The 18,712-nt window shown below is 54.4% G+C and carries 12 protein-coding genes; 6 read left to right on the forward strand and 6 right to left on the reverse strand.

Annotated elements, in window-relative coordinates; all coding sequences use genetic code 11:
* Window positions 1–38: 38 nt before the first annotated feature.
* The 3 genes from BKP64_RS02715 to BKP64_RS02725 are packed head-to-tail and all read left to right on the forward strand — an operon-like array spanning window position 39 to window position 5,957.
* Window positions 39–3,614 carry a PAS domain-containing protein gene (locus BKP64_RS02715; RefSeq protein ID WP_198402638.1) on the forward strand — a complete coding sequence of 1,192 codons (3,576 nt, stop codon included), beginning with the start codon at window positions 39–41 and terminating at the stop codon, window positions 3,612–3,614.
* A 7-nt stretch (window positions 3,615–3,621) separates the two neighbouring features.
* Window positions 3,622–4,707 (forward strand): HD-GYP domain-containing protein, encoded by a 1,086-nt coding sequence (locus BKP64_RS02720; protein WP_070965689.1) that lies wholly within the window; start codon window positions 3,622–3,624, stop codon window positions 4,705–4,707.
* Window positions 4,704–5,957, forward strand: a complete 1,254-nt coding sequence (locus tag BKP64_RS02725) for a sensor domain-containing diguanylate cyclase (protein WP_070965692.1) — start codon at window positions 4,704–4,706, stop codon at window positions 5,955–5,957. The genes BKP64_RS02720 and BKP64_RS02725 overlap by 4 nt, the downstream gene beginning before the upstream one ends.
* A 21-nt stretch (window positions 5,958–5,978) precedes the next feature.
* Here the strand turns inward: BKP64_RS02725 and BKP64_RS02730 are convergent, their stop codons facing one another.
* From BKP64_RS02730 to BKP64_RS02740, 3 genes are all read right to left on the reverse strand, one after another.
* Complete coding sequence (locus BKP64_RS02730) at window positions 5,979–7,046, reverse strand: helix-turn-helix domain-containing protein (RefSeq protein ID WP_070965695.1); 1,068 nt, start codon at window positions 7,044–7,046, stop codon at window positions 5,979–5,981.
* Window positions 7,047–7,232: 186 nt separating this feature from the next.
* On the reverse strand, window positions 7,233–8,708 hold the full coding sequence (locus BKP64_RS02735; protein ID WP_070965698.1) for an amidase family protein: 1,476 nt from the start codon (window positions 8,706–8,708) through the stop codon (window positions 7,233–7,235).
* Window positions 8,709–8,759: 51 nt separating this feature from the next.
* The gene (locus BKP64_RS02740; RefSeq protein WP_070965701.1) at window positions 8,760–9,767 is read right to left on the reverse strand and encodes a hypothetical protein; all 1,008 of its coding nucleotides are present in this window, start codon (window positions 9,765–9,767) and stop codon (window positions 8,760–8,762) included.
* 161 nt (window positions 9,768–9,928) lie between these two features.
* Between BKP64_RS02740 and BKP64_RS02745 the strand changes: the two genes are divergently transcribed.
* Together BKP64_RS02745 and BKP64_RS02750 are read left to right on the forward strand one after the other, a co-directional pair.
* Complete coding sequence (locus tag BKP64_RS02745) at window positions 9,929–11,683, forward strand: autotransporter assembly complex protein TamA (RefSeq protein WP_070965704.1); 1,755 nt, start codon at window positions 9,929–9,931, stop codon at window positions 11,681–11,683.
* Window positions 11,680–15,426: a translocation/assembly module TamB domain-containing protein gene (locus BKP64_RS02750; protein WP_227515486.1), complete on the forward strand. Its 3,747-nt coding sequence runs from the start codon at window positions 11,680–11,682 to the stop codon at window positions 15,424–15,426. Before BKP64_RS02745 ends, BKP64_RS02750 begins: the two co-directional genes overlap by 4 nt.
* Before the next feature lie 2 nt (window positions 15,427–15,428).
* On the opposite strand, the gene BKP64_RS02755 is transcribed toward BKP64_RS02750, so the two are convergent.
* Genes BKP64_RS02755 through BKP64_RS02765 form a run of 3 tightly spaced genes read right to left on the reverse strand, consistent with a single transcriptional unit; the run spans window position 15,429 to window position 17,873 of the window.
* Window positions 15,429–16,115 carry an SIMPL domain-containing protein gene (locus BKP64_RS02755; RefSeq protein WP_070965707.1) on the reverse strand — a complete coding sequence of 229 codons (687 nt, stop codon included), beginning with the start codon at window positions 16,113–16,115 and terminating at the stop codon, window positions 15,429–15,431.
* 44 nt (window positions 16,116–16,159) lie between these two features.
* Entirely contained in the window at window positions 16,160–16,879 is a 720-nt protein-coding gene (locus BKP64_RS02760) for a gamma-glutamyl-gamma-aminobutyrate hydrolase family protein (protein ID WP_070965709.1), read from the reverse strand.
* Window positions 16,872–17,873 (reverse strand): amidoligase family protein, encoded by a 1,002-nt coding sequence (locus BKP64_RS02765; protein WP_070965712.1) that lies wholly within the window; start codon window positions 17,871–17,873, stop codon window positions 16,872–16,874. Before BKP64_RS02765 ends, BKP64_RS02760 begins: the two co-directional genes overlap by 8 nt.
* A 209-nt stretch (window positions 17,874–18,082) precedes the next feature.
* Here BKP64_RS02765 and lexA point away from each other — a divergent pair, with 209 nt between their 5' ends.
* Window positions 18,083–18,694, forward strand: a complete 612-nt coding sequence (gene lexA / locus BKP64_RS02770; protein ID WP_070965715.1) for a transcriptional repressor LexA — start codon at window positions 18,083–18,085, stop codon at window positions 18,692–18,694.
* Window positions 18,695–18,712: the final 18 nt, after the last annotated feature.

Genomic DNA, 18,712 nt, shown 5'->3' on the forward strand with positions numbered 1-18,712 from the left:
TTTCATCTTACGGATTGAATTGCCGGTTAATGCCGGCTATGAATGCTGTAAGGGGCAACAGCGCACCTGACATGTGGCTTGTTGATGCCGATAGCTTTGAGAAGAAATCCCTGAGAGAGACGCTAAAGGAACTGCTGGGTGCCCAGTCCGATGCAGCCGTCCCGGTCGTGGCAATGGGGAAATCGATTTCTCTGGAAGCGGCTGAGGATGCCATTGACGCAGGGGTACGCCGCTTCCTGACCAAACCTGCTACCTCACGGATACTGGCTGACACGTGCAGGGAGCTGGGTATTTTCAACGCCAGCTTGACCAGAAGCCTCCTGGTTCTGGAGGATCGCGATACCGTTTATGAAACACTCAGAAGGGATCTTTCAGAGCAGCCAATACAGGCAATACGTGCAACGGACACCAGGTCCCTCCTCGATCTGCTTATCAATCACGATACTGATGCGGTCTTACTAAGCCATTGCCCATGTGAAACAAATTTCACCGATATCTCTGCCCTATTGAGGTTTTTCCCGGGAGGCTCGGTCCGGCCGATTATCTTCATTGCGGGAGAAGTGCCCGATTCGGAGCTGAAGAGTTGCCTGGTCCAGGGGCAAGCACATATATATTGTGTGGACTACCCGAATTTGAGCCGTTTCCTGTTGGAGCTTTGGAGTCAACAAGCGTCGCGAAAAGCACCGGGCGGCCGGATCTACGATATCCTTCATGAACGGGAACAGGAACACCTTGCACTAAACCATCATGCCATTGTCAGCAAGACTAACGACAAGGGACAAATAACCGAAGTAAACCAGCGATTTTGCGATATCAGTCAGTACTCGGAACAGGAGCTACTCGGCAACAACCACCGGATACTCAAGTCTCACCATCATTCCCCTGAGTTTTACCAGGAACTCTGGGAAACCATATCGTCTGGCGACGTCTGGCGGGGCGAGATATGCAATCGTGCAAAAGACGGTTCGTTGTACTGGGTGTCGTCAACTATTGTGCCGTTCCTGGGTAACAATAAACGCCCATATCAATACATCGCCATTCGCAAAGACATTACACATGTGAAGAAAGTTGAACAGGATATAGCGCTGCAAAGCAAGCTGGCAAGCCTGGTCAGCGAGGTCAGCGCCGGGATTCTTTCTGGGCACTGGGCCGATGTTCATGAGACCCTCTCGACCGCTCTTAAACCGCTAAGCGAGTTTCTGGGTATCAGCCATATCTCCATTCGAATTCACAGAACTGACCAGGTTCTGGCGCCGTGGGAAAATGTCGCATCCGATGTCTGTCAATCTCCGACCATATCAATCTCAGGTGTAACTGAGTGTGCTGCAGTGCCTCTGCAAGTCGATCACCAAAGCCTTGAGACAACCCTCTGGGCACATGAAACGGAACTGGGCTCCCTCACCCTTTGCACCAAAGGCGGCAGACTCGCGGAAATTTTTTCTGAACAGGGCCTGATTAACGTGCTTGGCAATGTCATATCCCATTCCCTTGTTCGCTGGATATCGGAGTTCCACCAGGAACGCAGCCGGGAGCGTCTGCGCAGGGCGCAGTCTTTTGCAAACATCGGGACCTGGGAGTGGAATCTGGAAAACGACGAACTGTTCTGGACCGAGAGAGTCCCTATGCTGTTCGGGTATCCCGAGGGTGAGCTCGAAACCTCTTTTGAGAACTTCGTTGCGGCGATACATCCGGACGACAGGGCCAAGGTACAGCTTGCGATACAGGCATCCATCGATCATGACGCTCCTTATCAGATAGAGCACAGGGTTATCTGGCCTGATCGCACGGTGCGATGGTTGCTGGAAACCGGAGCGATCGTTCGTGGAACGGATGGCACTGCAAAGCAGATGTTGGGCGTGGTGGAAGATATTACCGCGATGCGCGAAACCAAGCAGCAGTTGTCACGCCAAACCATGCTCTTGAATATGCTCCATGACTCTCTTACCGCATTTGTTCTTGAAGGCAAGTTCAGTGCAACCCTTGACTCCATGCTAAAGAGCCTGCTTGAGCTTACCGGCAGTGAGTTTGGTTTCCTTGCAGAGGTTCTTTTCTCGGCTGAGAATTCGCCTTTCCTCAGAATACAGTCAATTACGGATATTTCGTGGGGGCCAGAATCCGCGGAAATGTACAGTCGTGTCGGCACGGATAAATTCGAGTTTCATGACCTCGACAACGCCCTTGGTGCGTGTATTCGCGAACGAGAAATCATCACCATTGATGAATCGCAGTCCGAGGGACTTTTTACCGGTCTTCCTGACGGGCACCCGAAGATCCGGACGCTCCTCAGTGTTCCTATTTTTATCGGTTCGGAGCTGGTTGGAACCTTTGCTCTTGCGAACCGACCTTCTGGTTATGACTCCTCAATCATCGAGTTTTTAGGGCCATTCATGGCAACTTACGGGGTCATAATCAATTCCCAGAGAATGCTGGACATGGAGGAGGTCAATCGGAAGAGCCTTGTCCGGGCAAAGCTGCGGGCAGACCAGGCTAACCGCGCTAAATCGGAATTCCTGTCCAACATGAGCCATGAGCTGCGCACGCCTCTGAACGCCATTCAGGGTTTTGGACAATTGCTGCAAAGCGACCTGAAATTAAATGAAGATCAGCAAGACAGCATCAGTGAGATTCTCTCCGCCAGTACGCATCTGCTTGCACTGATCAATGAGGTGCTTGATCTTGCCAAAATCGAATCCGGCAAGCTGGAGTTATCCCTTGAAAACGTGCCGGTCAGCTTAGTTGTTCATAATGCCTTGATATTGATTAAACATTCTGCCGAAAAACGAGGCCTTACTGTCACAACTCGCGGGATTGAACATCTTCATGTAACTGCTGACTGGACGCGTCTCAAGCAGGCCCTGCTGAACCTCCTTTCAAATGCAGTGAAGTATAACCGGTTGGATGGAAGTATTTTGATTGAGGCCAGGCTCTATCAGGAGTCCTGGATAGATATTCAAGTCTCAGACACCGGGCATGGCATTCCGGAATCCCGGATCCCCGATCTGTTCCAGCCATTCAACAGGCTGGGGGCGGAGCTTAGCCATATTGAAGGCACCGGGATTGGTCTGTCTCTTACGAAACAAATGGTCGAGCTTATGGGGGGGAGTATTGGTGTCTCCAGCAAGGTCGGAAAAGGCTCCACCTTCTGGATACGCTTGCCCGCTGAATGCCGTGACACATATACCAGCGCCTCGCCCACGCTTTGTTTAAGTTCCTCATCAGATGGCATTCCGGACAAACTTCAAGAAAACAAGAGGACGATACTCTACATCGAGGACAATCCAGCAAACCTGAAGCTGGTCGAGCGAATCATCAAACGACAGCCCCGATTTGCTCTGGTTTCCGCAATCAGCGCTTCTGACGGACTGAGACTGGCCAAAAATTATTCGCCGGATCTTATTCTGGTAGACATAAACCTGCCGGACATGGACGGCTATGCGCTTCTTGATCAACTGAAGTCGGTTGAAAAGCTAAGCGAGAGGCCAATGCTGGCGCTAACAGCAAATGCCATGCGCAACGATATGCAAATGGGCAGAAGTGCCGGTTTCGACGATTATTTGACCAAGCCAATTAATATCGACGAACTGATGAATACATTAGAGAGATATCTCGGATAGCCAACATATGAGCGCTTTTTCAGACAAAAAACTTCATGAACAGACGATATTTATCGTAGATGACGAACAGGCCAATCTTAAATTGTTGGACAAAATACTCACCTCTGCGGGTTACACCAATCTGGTCTTGATCCGTGACCCGCGCGAGGTTCTCTCTCTCTATCGGGAATATCGCCCCTCTCTGATTCTCTTGGACCTGAATATGCCGGGGATTGACGGCTATCAGGTGATGGAAGAGTTGGGACGGTTGGGAGACTCTCTTTTGCCACCCATTATTATTCTGACCGCCCAGCACCAACAGGAATATCTGCTGAAAGCCTTGGAAGCCGGAGCCCGCGACTTTATCAGCAAGCCGTTTGACCGTCGGGAACTGCTGATGCGCGTCCAGAATTTCCTTGATGCTCATGTGTCACACCGGTTGGTGCACAATCAAAAAGACCATCTGGAAATGCTGGTACAAGAGCGCACCCAGGAACTTCAGGATACCAGGCTTGAAATAATTCGCCGGCTAGGCCACGCGGCAGAGTATCGCGACGAGGAAACGGGTAATCACATTATAAGAATGAGCAAAATGTGCGCCTTGCTGGCGAGAAAACTGGGCTGGTCTCAACAACAGTGTGAGTTGATTCTGAATGCAAGCCCAATGCATGACATCGGAAAAATTGGTATTCCGGACGCCATTCTCCTGAAACCCGGCAAACTGGATAATAGAGAATGGCAAACCATGAAAGCTCACGCGGAAATTGGCGCAAGGCTTCTTGAGGGTAATGACAGCGATCTTCTTGTCATGGCCCGTGAAATTGCCTTGAATCACCACGAAAAATGGGATGGCTCTGGCTACCCGAAGGGATTGAAAGGCACCACTATCCCCATTTCCGGGAGAATTGCGGCTCTGGCGGATGTGTTTGACGCCTTGACTTCCGCGCGACCCTATAAAAAAGCCTGGCCTCTGGCGGACGCCATTCAGTTGATACGGGAAAACCGTGGGATTCACTTCGACCCGGAGCTCGTCGAGCTCTTCCTGGATGATGTTGACAGCTTCGTTGCAATCAAAAACGCTTACCTTGACTGCCCGGAAAAAGAAAACCAATGAAACTGAAGAATGCCAGGGGGATGCTCACTGTAATGCCCGATGCCGCTGTTCTGGTTGATCCGGACCAAACAATCGTCGCAGTGAATCACAGGGCAGCGGATCTATTTCGCACTGACGCAAGTAACCTTGAAGGGGCATCTCTGGATATTTTAATACCTGAGCTGAGTGTCGCAGCGCACAGGGAGCATGTTGCACACTTTTTTAGTCGGCCTGCTCGTCGATCAATGGGAACTGGATTGCGATTTCATGGCAGGAGGGCGGATGGCTCTAACCTGCCTGTCGATATCATGTTGAATCGGCTCATTGTGGAATCCTCAACATATGTCATTGCCGTCATTCGGGATGACTCCGAAAGGCTGGCTATGGAGGTGATGAAAAAGCAACTCGAGGCAGCCAACGTTCGACTTGCGAAGGCTCAGGACGCGGGAGGGTTGGCTTGGTGGGAGGTGGATCTAACAACAAACCGAATGATATGGTCTACCACGATGCCTCGGATTCTCGGGATCAATGGCCATACTCCTCCATCTCTTGAAGCTGTCCGGGACTTATGTGTTCCGGAAGACAGAGACCATTTCGACTCCCTCCATCGGGACATGAGAAGCAATTCCGGTAAAAAGGTAACCTTCAGGCTCCGCAACTGCCATGGGCACATTCGATGGCTTGAAGAATCAGTTCACGTGGAAACCGGGGGAACCGTTCTGGGTGTAATGAGGGATGTAACCGGGCAGAAAGTGCTCGAAGAGAAATTGCGGACGGAATCGGTTACCGATGAACTGACGGGGCTCTTCAACAGAAAGCAATTCAATCACGACCTCAAGAGCAACTATTCGGAATTTGTTCGATCAAGATTCAACTCTGCAATCATCATGTACGACTTCGATCACTTCAAGAACATAAACGATTCATACGGACATGCCATGGGGGATCGAGTGCTCAGCCAAGTCGCAACTCTGGTTCGCGATCAGTTAAGGCCATCCGATCGTGCTTATCGGCTAGGTGGTGAAGAGTTTGCAATTCTGCTCAGGGGGTTCAGTACCGACGATGCCTGGACTCTCGCCGACAGAATCCGTCGGGCTATAGAGGCTGTCCGTTTTAAACTTGGTGACACCCGAGCGAGCGTAACGGTCAGTGTTGGGATAGCCAGATTCCGGGACTCGGACAGTAACTACGAGGACTCTTTGAGGCGTGCCGATGAGGCCCTATACCAAAGCAAGGCTAATTCTCGAAACACAATCAGCATTCTCGAATGACTGGCAGGGTGCGACACGGACTTACTGTGGACTGGCACAGGATTTCATTTCAGGGGGCTGATATTGTGAAGTATACCAAGCCGCTTGCGGTAACATTGGATGGGGTTTCACGGAAAGCACATCGTCTGAGGATTTTATTAAATCTTTCAGGTGCTTGATAGTTTCGCTCGGATATTCGCCGAAGTGTTGCTGATAGTAGGATGAAAAGCGCCCAAGATGGTTAAACCCCCACTTGAGTGCGTGGTTGGCCACGACGGGATCCTCAGCGTAATTGCAGATCATCGACTCTCGAACCTTTATCAGTCGACGCGACCGACAAAAACCATGTGGCGTCATGCGGGTGTATTTTTTCATGAGGTAATAGAGGTTTCTCAGACTCAACCCTGAATCGCGAGCAATGGAAGCGAGGTCAATATCCACCTCGAGCCCATCGTTAATCATATGGAGCGCCCGGCACAGTCGGCGATCATCATCACCAACAAGCGGCTTAGGTCCAAGGCCTGGGGCGTTCGAATCTCCCCCTTTCCTGTGTGAAACCAAGGCTCGTTCAAGGGAGAGTGCGCGCCGAACAGCATGTTCGTAATCTCGAAAGAATGGCGTCGCAGCCAGATAACGTTCGACTATTTTTGCCAGCTCTCGGTCACCATTTTGAAAAGCTACGCCGGATTCTGAGGATTCGGGACAGGCGATTTGAATAATAAAAAGGTGGGCAATAGGCGATAGATCTGCACGAAATTCAACATTCGGCTCCAGAACAAACGGAACGCCCGGGGAGCAGAAAAAAGGTTGGCCATTCACTACAAACTCGGCCGTTCCCTGCAGGGGCATAAAAATGGCCGTAGTGTCGGCGTTCACCCCAACTAATTTTGATGCTGAATCGAGGTAGACACCACAAAGGCTGATGTTGCGGGTGGAAAAAAAAGCGAGGCGTGCGTTGAAGTCACCTTGTCCTGAATCAGTTGACACTTCCTGAGCCAATCGTGGACTGCCTGTCAAAACCTGCAATGCAGATAACCAGCTCTCTGGTTTTCGCGTCACCAGGCGGAGGTAGTGCTCAAGAAAAAAGAATTGGTTAGTGCTGGTCGGCACGCTAAAGGTCCCCTTTCAAGGCCTATGCTAATCGCTACATGGAAGAGGGAGCCTACATGACGTTAAATGCTTCAGGTATCCAATTACTGCAATTGTTTGTTTTCACTTCCGACCCCGGGCTGCGAAAAAAACGGGATTTTCGGGTCGGAAAACTTTAGCCGACTATTTAGTCAGCTTTTTTTGCGCTCAGAATCCGGTAGGTGGCTCAAAACCTGCCAGGCCGGAATCCTCAAGCAATTGAGCAAAGCGGATGGTGGTCAAGTCCTTCCCGGACGCTCCGATCACCTGAATATTGTACGGCAAACCCGCTTTTGTGCGACCAACAGGTACCGACGTTGCTGGCAACCCCAGTAAGGTGGCCAGTGCTATCCAGCAGAACTGGTCCATATAAGCTCGGGGCTGGCCAGCCACTATGATTCGGCGTTTGAAGACCGGCTGGCTGTGGTCATGTTTTATGGCGGTGGTTGGGGAAACCGGTGTCAGAAGTACATCCAGTCCACCGAAAAGCTCTTCGATCTCGACCCGCATTTTCTCTCGCACTTCGTTCCAGGCCGCCCATTGATAGACGGTCTGATTTACCCCGCGGCCGTACTCGCCAATAAAGGGCGTGACCGGGCCGAAGAATCTGAGCCATTTTTCGAGTCGGGCAATCCACCTCATTTGCCGGCGCTGTGCCGGTTTTAGGGAGGTGCTCAGAAGACTGCCCAGCAAATTAAAATAGGCGGGCAGGATGTGTTCCATATTCAGCAGGCCGTGACGGGCTTCCGTCACCAGAGCCCCTTTGTCACCGAGCTTCGCCGCAAGGTTTTGATAACCGGTGGTCAGTTCGGCATCAATGGGGCAGAGGGGGTCGTCCAGCCAGAGGCCAACGCGGGCCTGGTCCAGAGTCTCTAGCGTTGAGGGCTCCATGGTGAGTGACCAGCTCCGGGCGTCTGCCGGGCGTGGGCCGGCGATGACGCCAAGTAACAGCTCCAGATCCTTGCTGTTCCGGGCCATCGGACCACCTTCCACCAGGTCCGGCCGGGATTGGGTACCGGGAGGTCCGGGAATATGGCCCCGGAAAGAGACCAGTGAACGGGTGGGTTTATGTCCGAAAACACCGCAGAAGTGGGCTGGAGTCCGAATAGATCCTGCCAGATCGCTTCCCACCTCAAGCGGTGTCATGCCACTGGCCAGGGCAGCCGCCGCACCCCCCGAAGAACCACCGGGCGTATAGTCCTCGTTGTAGGGGTTGTTGGTAATGCCGAAGAGCTTGTTGTAGCTCTGAAGATCGGTGGCGTAAATGGGCACGTTGGTTTTGCCAAGGATGATGGCGCCGGCATCTGTCAGTCGCTGGACCACGTCTGCGTGAACCCGGGGGATATGGTGACGCAGTGGGGGAGCACCGGCCGTGGTCGTCATGCCAGCAACTTCCCACGTATCCTTCAAGGTGAGTGGCAGACCGTGCAGGGCGCCCGGCGTTTCGCCCGAGGCCAGCTTTTTGTCGGCAGCGATGGCCTGTTCCAGAGCCTTGTTTTCATCCAGCGTAATGACGGCGTTTATGTCAGCGTTATATTCCCGGATACGCTCCAGGAAAGCCCGGGTAACGGTTTCGCTCGAAATCTTGCCGGCTTTGAGGTCGGCGAGTAACTGATATGCCGGTCGGTAGTGCAATGAATCCATGGTGTCGACTCTTGTTGTTTTTGAATCAGGGAGTACGTAAAGGATGGATTTTCACGGCAGCTCTTCCCGCCAGTATTTTACGCGAACCTGTTCTTTAACCGCATCGAGTATCTCGATAATGAGATTGATGAGAGCTTCGTTCTGGGCTTCATCTGCCTCTACTTCCCCGGGCGTGGGCAGGAACACGTTGACAATGTCTTCAATAAAGGCGTGATTGGAAGCCGACGCCAGATCCTCAAGGATCTGGTGTATGACGTGTGCAACGATGTCACCGACTGCTTCTTCAAGAGTCTCCTGAATGGTAGGCCCCACCACCGGCAGATATTTAAGGCGGGATAGTTCAAGGTTCTGTTTGAGCGCGTTGTCGACGCGGTCTTCCAGGTAGCTTCGCAAGGCCCCCCGGTTGGGTACATAGCCTTCCTGCGCCGCTTCTGCGACGCGCATGGAGATCCAGTCAGACAGCATGGCCCGGCGAGGGTAGAGAATGTCCTGCTGGATCTTGTCAAACAGTGGTGACCCACGCTTCACTTCCTGTTGCACCCCGCTGAGCACCTTCAGCACGATCCGGTCGGACAGCTCTTCCATAAACGCTTCGTAGTAGAAATTGACGAAGCGGTAAGTTTTGGTGTTGGTGACATCAATGATTTTGTACTGGTGCAGGCGATAGACGATGGATATAACCCGCAACACTCGCAGGAAACGCAGACTGCCAACAGGAATACAGCCGACCAGGTCGTACCAGTGAATAAATGGATAGAAATACCAGCGGTCATAGATACTGGCTTTTACGGAGTATCCCCAACGCAGAAAGAACTCTCCGAGGAAAATGCTGACGAAGATCATGTCGTAGAAAATGAACCGCTCGTGTATCGGGTGATACAGAGCCTGCAGCGCAGGGGTGTGGTCTTTAAGGAGTTCCTGTATGGCCACAAAATTGTAGATGGAGTCCCAGATGATGAAGGCCAGGTTGATGATCAGCAGGCCCAGCATCAGGAAATCAATGATGAACCAGATCAGCTGATGGCTGGACTTCAGGTTTTCGCGGTTAATGTGGAGCATTCAGGGTTTCCGGTTACCTGTCAGAGCTGTATAAGTAGCTGGCAGGTTAGCGTATTTGAGCGCCTGCGACGACTTGTCGTGGATTAACTTGACCACCCACAGCTAAACTCTCACGCTTGAACTGAGGGTTCTGTCTCAATTCCTGATGCTGAAATAGCCGGATGCTATCTATAAACCACGTTGTTACATCAGGCCGAGTCCGGCTGCTGGCACTGTTTTTCGCATGGTGTCCACTGGTGAGCGTTGCCCAGCAGGTGGAGGTTCGCGTTGAGGGTGAGTATCCGGACCTGCAGACCAATGCGGAGGCTTTTGTCGGCGAGGTTGAAGGTCGAAGTGCCTTCAGCCTGCGGCGATACGCACCAACGGCCGTTGGTCAGGCTGAAAAAGCCTTGCGGGCACTGGGGTATTACAGCCCGGTGATCAACTGGCGGGTGGAGGAAGGCGATGCCGATGATCTTGCGCGCCTGATCCTGGTTATTACGCCGGGCGAGCCGGTTCGGGTGGTATCACGAACAGTTGAGATTCATGGCGCTGCTGCGTCAGACCCGAGTTTCGTCGATGATCTGCCAGCGCATCCGGCAGAGGGAAATATTCTGAATCACGGTGAGTACTCGACCCTCCGGGATACGATCCAGACTCGTGCGCGCCGCCGCGGCTATTTTGATGGGACGTTCATCACCCGAACGCTGGAGGTAGACCCGGAAGCCAGGACCGCAGAGGTAAGACTGGTGTTTGAGAGCGGTGATCGTTACCGTCTTGGCGAGGTAACGTTCGAGGAAGGGCACTACTTCGAAACCGGGCTCCTCAGGGACTTTGTCACCTTTGAGCCGGGCACACCCTATCATACTGACGAAATTGCCAAACTAAACCGCGACTTATCCAATAGCGGTTATTTCTCGGTAGTGGACATTGACGCCAGGCCCTCCAGCGCCGTTGATGGCGTTATTCCCGTGCAAGTCGCGGTAAGCCGTAGGGATCGTCGTTCTGTTTCGGCGGGTGTCGGTTTTTCAACAGATGTGGGGCCACGATTGAGGGGCACGTGGCGGGAGCACTGGATAAACCCGATGGGCCACAAGCGGGGTGCGGAAACGGAACTGTCTATCCCCAGGCAAAACCTGACGACCTGGTATGAATTGCCGCTGGATCCGCCCATGACGGACTTGATACGGCTGACTGCAGGCTACCAGAGAGAAGACATTGAGAATGTGGAGTCTGAGCGCTTCACGCTAGGCCAACAGTGGCAGCATCAGCTTGACACAGGCTGGTTGCAGGTACTTTCCCTCCGTCTGGAGAACGAGAGCTACAATATTGGCAATGTCGAAGAAGGGACCAGTACCCTGCTATTACCCGGGGCCGGCTACTCCAAGCTGCACGTCGACCACGCGCTGGATCCGTCACAAGGCTATCGCCTGCAGTTTGATGTTACCGGTTCCCATCGGGCCGCGCTGTCCGACGTGGACATCCTGCACGTCAATGCCCTGGCCAAGGGTTTGTTTACTGTTTTCGGAAGACACCGCTTTCTGGGGCGGGTGCAGTTCGGAGGCGTTGCCACCAACGATTTTGAGGATGTGCCCCCCTCCCTGCGTTTCTTTGCCGGCGGTGACCAAAGCGTTCGGGGTTACGGATACGAAACCCTGTCCCCGGACAATGATGACGGTGTGCCAGTCGGCGGGCGGTACTTGCTCGTCGGAAGCGGTGAGTACCAGTATCAGTTTGCCGACAAATGGCGGGTGGCGTTATTTGTGGATCATGGTAACGCGGTTAATGATCTTTTCGACCCTTTGGCAACCGGAGCCGGTATCGGGCTTCGGTGGATCAGCCCGGTTGGATCGCTACGCCTCGATATCGCCAAGGGAGTGAACCCCGAGTTTGGTGGCGAGTGGCGAATTCACTTTTCCATGGGGCCCGAATTGTGACCGATCAGCGCCAGAATCACACTCAGGATAAAGCACCGGAACGCAGGTCCCGGCGGTTCTGGCTGCTGCTGGTGCTTGCTGTTCTCGTTTTTTTGCCAGTCATATTGATTGCCGTTGTATTGCTTGCCCTTCGTTCCGAAACCGGCACGGCCTGGGTTATTGACCAGGTTCCCGGGCTGAACGTGACTGGCGGTCAAGGCTCACTCTTTGGTCGCTGGCAGGCGGAGACGGCGGCGTGGCGTGGGTATGGCGTTGATGTTGAGGTGCATTCACCACAGATCGACTGGTCCCCCTCATGCCTGTTCAACAAACAGCTCTGCCTCGATACTCTTCAGGCCACACGCCTGGTCGTGAATGTCCAGCCATCCTCAGGCGATCAGAAGAATGGCCAAGGTCTCACGTTGCCGGCCATAGATTTGCCGCTGGGTGTGCGTATCCGCGATGTGTCTTTGGGTCCTTTCGTGTTGAACGGCAGTCAGGTTTGGGACCGGCTGGAACTCGCGGCCGGTGGCTCAGGGGCAGACTGGACGCTTGAGCGGGGGCTTTATGAGCTTGATGCCTATAGGGTCACGGTCTCCGGGAGAGTGGAAACCCGCCGGGACTGGCCATTGAACCTCAGCGTCCAGGCGTCCTTGCCGCCACCCTACGGTGATGCATGGTCGCTGGATGTGAAACTGTCGGGCAGTGTGCGTGATCTTAAGCTTTCCGGGCGCAGTGCCGGATATCTGGATGCCGGGCTGGCGGGCAGTGTTGCTCCGCTGGATCCGTCATGGCCAGCGAAGCTCAGAGTAAACTCTGAGCGTTTCCTGGCAATGGAAACACTGCCTGAGACCTTGGTTCTGCAAGACTGGTTCCTGGAAGCCAATGGCAGCCTCGAATCGGGTTTTGATACCCGCGCTCGCGCAACCCTGCCGGGTACAGAGGGGCCGGTGAGCTTGTCACTTCGCGGGCTTGTGAGTACGGAAGCGGCGCGGGATATTGAGCTTGAGCTGTCAACGCAAAAGCCGGGGCAGGCAGGTGTAGCCAGTGTCGCCGGCAAGGTGAGCTGGCTGGGCGGCCTGAAAGCGGATGCTGATGTCGCACTGAGGAAGTTTCCCTGGTTCTCGTTGCTGCCCGATGTCTCGGAACCGCCGGTTGAGCTGAACCGTCTGGATGGCACCGTGAGTTGGGATGACGGGCTGTATAATGGCCGTCTTCAGGCAGACGTTGAAGGGCCAAAGGGCGACGCCACATTGTCTTCGGTGGTCGACGGCGATCTGAGCGCGGCTACCCTGAAAGATTTGCGGGTGACCACGGGGGCGGGTTCGCTGACGGGTGATGCGTCACTGGAGTTCTCCGGGCCTCTGTCATGGCAGGCGGCTTTAGCTCTCGATAACTTCAATCCCGGCTATTGGCTGCCAATGCTGGAGGCCAGTCTGAGCGGTGACGTAGAGACGCAGGGCGCCTTGCGCGCGGGGGACATACCGGACATGAAGGCCCGGTGGGAACTTGCCGGCCAGTGGCAGTCCAAGCCAGCCAGCGCCAGTGGGGCTCTGGACACGGCATCCGGAGCCTGGGAATTGTCAGGGCTTGCCATAGAGGTTGGGCAGAATGTCCTCAAAGGTAGCGGCACCTGGGGAGAAATGATTGAGGGAAACCTCATGCTGGCGTTGCCGGCTCCGGATGAGTTGCTGACAGGCTTGGGCGGCCAAGTGAATGTAACGCTCAATGTTTCCGGTACACGCGATGAACCTCAGGGAGATCTTGCCCTCAGTGCGCAGGAACTTGCCTGGCAGGACACGGTAACGATTGGCAATCTGAATCTGAACGCGGTTTTGCAGCAAGGCTTCAGGCTCGAAAGTAACATTGAGGCTACTGGCATAGAGGCCGCTGGTCAGCGCCTGGAAACCGTTGTTGTGGATACGACCGGAACCCGGGCTGATCACCGGCTTACGCTGACGGCGAACCACTCGGATGCGGACCTGAAGCTCGTGCTTGACGGTGGTTTTGGCGAATCATGGACAGCCTGGGAAGGCGCCCTGACCAGTGGCCTGGTCGAAATACCGGGGCAGGAGCAGAGCTGGCAGCTTCAGGCGCCCGCACGACTGGTTTACGGGGCTGACGGAGAGCTGACCTTTGGTTCCCATTGCTGGGGCTGGCAGGAAAGTTCGCTTTGTGCCGGAGATCAGGTTCTGTTGCCAACCCCCAGGCTTGCGTATCGCCTCAATAATTTTCCGGCAGCAGCCCTTGATCCGCTGATGCCGGAGGCATTGCGCTGGCGGGCTCAGCTAAACGGAAGTATTGACATTGCCATGGCTGCTGACGGTCCCAAAGGACAGATCCGGATGGACGCGGGCAAGGGCGAGTTCCGGGTTCTTCTGGATGACGAGTGGGAGTCCTTGCACTACGAAACCTTCACCACCGCACTGAATTTGCAGCCAGAAAACGCTGAGCTGGGCCTTCGCTTTTCAGGGCCGGAGCTGGGGGACCTGTCAGTGGATATGACCGTGGATCCGGCTTCTCCGGAGAGAGCGGTCAAAGGTCAATTCGATCTTCAGGGTCTGGATATTGCCTTGCTTGGCATTTTTACCGGCATTGAGCAGGTGTCCGGCAAGGTTAATGGCCAGGGGAGGCTCTCGGGGCCTCTGATGAAGCCGGCTGTCAGTGGTGAGCTAACGTTGGTCAACGGTCGCGTGGTTGATCAACGGATTCCTGTGCCACTGGATGAAGTGATGCTCAGCCTGAAGCTTAACGGTTATTCTGCCGATATCAGTGGCAGGGTCAGGAGTAATGCCCGAAGTGAAACGACGGTGGATGGCACAGTAGACTGGACGGGCGCGCCGGAAGGTGAGTTAACGATCAGAGGTAAGCGGGTACCTTTCAGTCTGGAGCCTTATGCGCGTCTCGAAGTGGAACCTGATATAACTCTCGCCTTCGGGCAGGGTGATCTGAGTGTTACGGGGCAGGTTGCCGTGCCCCGGGGCAGTATCGAAATCAAGGGTCTGCCAGATCAGGCCGTATCAGTTTCTGAAGATGAGGTCATCGTCGGTGTCGAGAAGGAAGAGCCGGCGATTCGGTCGCTGACGATGGATGTGACCGTGGTTGTAGGCGAAGATCAGGTCACTTTTTCTGCGTTTGGCGTGCAGGGCGATCTGGAAGGCACACTGAGGATCGGCAACGACATGGACACCCGAGGCACGCTCCAGCTGGTCAATGGCCAGTACGATGCCTATGGGCAGGAGCTGGAGCTGCGTCGGGCGCGAATTCTGTTCGTGGGCAATTTGACTCAGCCCTATCTGGACATTGAGGCCATCCGGACCGTTGGTTCGGTGGTGGCTGGTATCCGTCTGAGTGGACCGGTGCAATCTCCGACCACAGAAGTCTTTGCGAATCCGGACATGTCCCAGACGGATGCACTGTCCTATGTGATTCTGGGGCGGCCTGCGCAGAGTCGGGGAGAAGAGGGGCAGATGGGGCGGGCGGCCCTGTCGTTGGGTCTGACACAGGCCAATAAGGTGACCGGCCAGATCGGTGAGGAGTTCGGGATTCGTAATCTGACTCTTGAAGCGGAGGGATCTGGCGAGCAAACGTCGGTTGTTGCCAGTGGCTATCTGACGGACGAGCTGAGCGTGCGTTATGGGGTAGGTATTTTTGAGCCGATTACGACTGTGGCTTTGCGTTATGATCTGGGACGGTATTTTTATCTGGAAGCGGCCAGTGGCCTGGCCGCTTCGCTGGATATCTTTTATACCCGGGATTTCTGACGTCAGTCGAGCTCGAAAGTCGCATTGACCGTCGCCTGAATCTGCCGTTCGCCAATGCTTGAAACGGTATCGTCTGCGCCTTTTGCTTCCGCCCTCATCATTGGTGCAGGCCGGAAGCCGCCATTCACGTTGATGCTAATCACCTCGCCGCAGGTTTGCTCAAGCTGGCTGGCAACAAACTCACACTTTGCTTTCGCGTCAGCGATCGCTTTCGCCAGTGCTTCCCGTTCAAGGCGGGGCTCGTCAGAGTGAAAAAACTGATTGGGGCCAAGATGATAATCCAGGCCCAGGGTCTGTGCTTCTTCAAGTAACGGATTCAACAGGGACAGATCGGTGATCCGGAAGCTGACTGTCTGTGATGCCACAGCCCGCTTTCGGGGTTCCTCGCCACGCTCATGTCCAGGAAGCACGCGGCTGTATAGATTGACGTTGGCATCCGTGTAGTCTTTCAGTTCGCCCTGGTAATTCTCAATGGCGTCGCGCCACTGACTCATCAACGATGTTACCTCTTCAGTTGCCGACTGGGGCAGATCATGCTCCGCATTGGCGGTGAACTGCAGGCGGGCACTGTCCGGCGTGAAGCTGACACTGCCCTGTCCGCTCAGGCTGACTTCTCCGGAGAGCGCGACCCCGGGCATCAACAGGGCGCAAGCTAAAAACAGTCTGGTCGCGCGATTCCTTCCCTTCATAAATAGTGTCCTCCCTAATAGCTGGTGTTGGTATCAGTTATCGCTTAAGCCGGTTCAAGACGGGACAGTTTGAATGCCATCGCCGCCTGAACGAACTCTCTGAAGATTCTCCGGTGCCCTCCATGATATAGCAGGTATTCCGGGTGCCACTGAACACCCAACAGCCATTGCCCATGAGTGTTCTCGATGCCCTGCACGAACAGGTCGTTGTCCACCGCAACAACCCTGAGATCGCGCCCGAGGCGTTTTATCGCCTGGCTGTGAATCCGGTTGGCGCCGATTGAGGGTGACTGCATCAGCTGGCCAAGTCTGCTGGTGGTTACCAGCCTGACTGTTTGCATGGGCAAGAGCAGCGGTCGGTGGCGGGTATTCACTCTCAGTGGTGTAACGTTCTGGCACAATGACCCTCCGTGGAATATGTTAATCAGCTGTGCCCCACGGCAGATGCCAAGCACTGGTATGCCAATTTGCTCAGCCTGCTCAAGAAGCCGGTAGTCCGTGGCATCCCTTTGTCGGTCATAGCGGGCGGTAACCTGAGGTTGTTGTCCGTAACGTTCAGGGTGCACGTGAGTTCCCCCGGACAGTACAAGGCCGTCCAGCAGCGACACGTCGGTCCGGGAACCGGGCCGGATGTAATGGGTGCGAGCACCATGCAGCCGCAGCCCGAGGCTGATTAACCGATGCGCCGTGCCTTTTCTTACCGGTCCGCTGATGCCGATCGTCAGCCCGGGCAACTCCTCCCGGGGGCGGTTCTGGTCAGACATACCCTTTACTATGCAGCCATTGGCTGACGGTTTCCTGCCAGCTGTGTGTCAGGTTGTGAATACTGAGTTTACGCCGTTCCCGGTATAGGGCGCGAAGCTCTTCCAGCTCGGGGGCGTTGGAGGCTATTTGTTCGAGCACCACCCAGTCGTTCCAGACACTGGAAAAGCGCCAGGATGCGTTATCAATATCGCAGTCCGGCAAACGGTAATGCAGGGTAGGGCGGCTCTTGATCCGGGGGTCTTGAACGTAGTCGCCTAGCAATGACGCATTGAGGTAGGCAAACAGCGGCAGAAGATCAAGAGCCCGGTTGCGGGTGGGATTGAACTCCAGATAATCCCGCATCAGCTGCGTTTGGTCCGGTGCATAGTCGTCCTCCATCAGCCGGTCTGTATATCGCGTGTGCCACGGCTCGATATAAGTAGTGAACTTGCGGCTGATGTCCAACTGATGGCGTGCCTTAAGCCACTCATAAAGCGCGGCAAAGGCTTGAAGGTAACGAACCACTGTTGATGGCGCCAAGTCTGGCAGTTCGGGATTAAGCTGGAGCCCGAAGGCATAGTAGATGGCCTCACGACTACCCAGCGCACCCCCCAACCGCAGCTCTTCCACCAGCCGTTCCATTTCATGGACCTGGGAGAATGCTAATGGTGGGCTGATGATCTCCAATGGAACGATGCGCTCGGCCGCCGCATCAATAACTTCCATCGCCTGCCCCCCAATATCCCGGATCGAATCCGGCAGGCGATCATCGGCCAGGTCGAGTTCCTTGATCGGATCTGAATCGAGCTCAATGGTAAAGGTGCCAAAGGCGGTGTCTATCTCAGTGACGTAACGGGAAACCAGTCTTGGCTTTGCGCCAAAAAAACCGGAGACTCGACTCACCAGGGCGTCATAACTCATCCCGGATAACTCAATCTCCACACCGACACGGCGATCCTGGCCCTGTTGGGTTTTCAGAACATCCGGCATTTTGCAGCTGCTGGCTTGCGTCATGGAACTCCCTGAAACATCGAGTAAAAGTGTTTTCACCATAACACATTCGTTTTGAGCGCCATTGTTACTGAGTCTTCAGAAAGAACGAGCATCGGCTTTACACTGGATAAAACACTGTATATAGTAAATTCACTGTATAAAAAAACAGGGGCCGGAACGCCAGTAAAATCTGTCCGAACGCCCGATTATCCAGGTAATGGAGTAGCTCGATGAAGCTGACAGCAAGACAATCCCAGGTGCTTGAAATAATCCGGCGGTATTTGGATGAGACAGGCTATCCACCCACGCGTGCGGAAATTGCCGCAGAGCTCGGGTTTCGTTCAGCCAACGCGGCCGAAGAGCACCTTCGTGCACTGGCACGCAAAGGCGCTATTGAGATGGTACCCGGTGCCAGTCGTGGAATTCGTCTGCCGGAGGCTGAGCAAGACCCGGGATTGCCGGTGATTGGTCAGGTGGCGGCAGGTAGCCCCATTCTCGCCCAGGAACACATTGAAGACCATGTCTCCTTACAGCCAGACTTTTTCTCGCCGTCCGCCGATTATCTACTCCGCGTGCGCGGTATGAGTATGAAGGATATCGGCATTCTGGACGGGGATTTGCTTGCTGTTCATCGCACTCAGGACGTTCATAACGGTCAGGTCGTTGTTGCGAGAGTCGGGGAAGAGGAAGTCACGGTGAAACGCTTCCGCAAGGAGGGCTCGAAGGTCTTCCTGATAGCCGAGAATGAGGAATTTGACCCTATTGAGGTCGATCTCACGGAGCAGCAATTGTTTATCGAAGGTTTAGGCGTGGGTGTGATCCGTCGGTCTGATCTTCACTGATCACATCGGGTCGCTACG

The sequence above is a fragment of the Marinobacter salinus genome, assembly GCF_001854125.1.
In the GTDB taxonomy this organism is placed as follows: domain Bacteria; phylum Pseudomonadota; class Gammaproteobacteria; order Pseudomonadales; family Oleiphilaceae; genus Marinobacter; species Marinobacter salinus.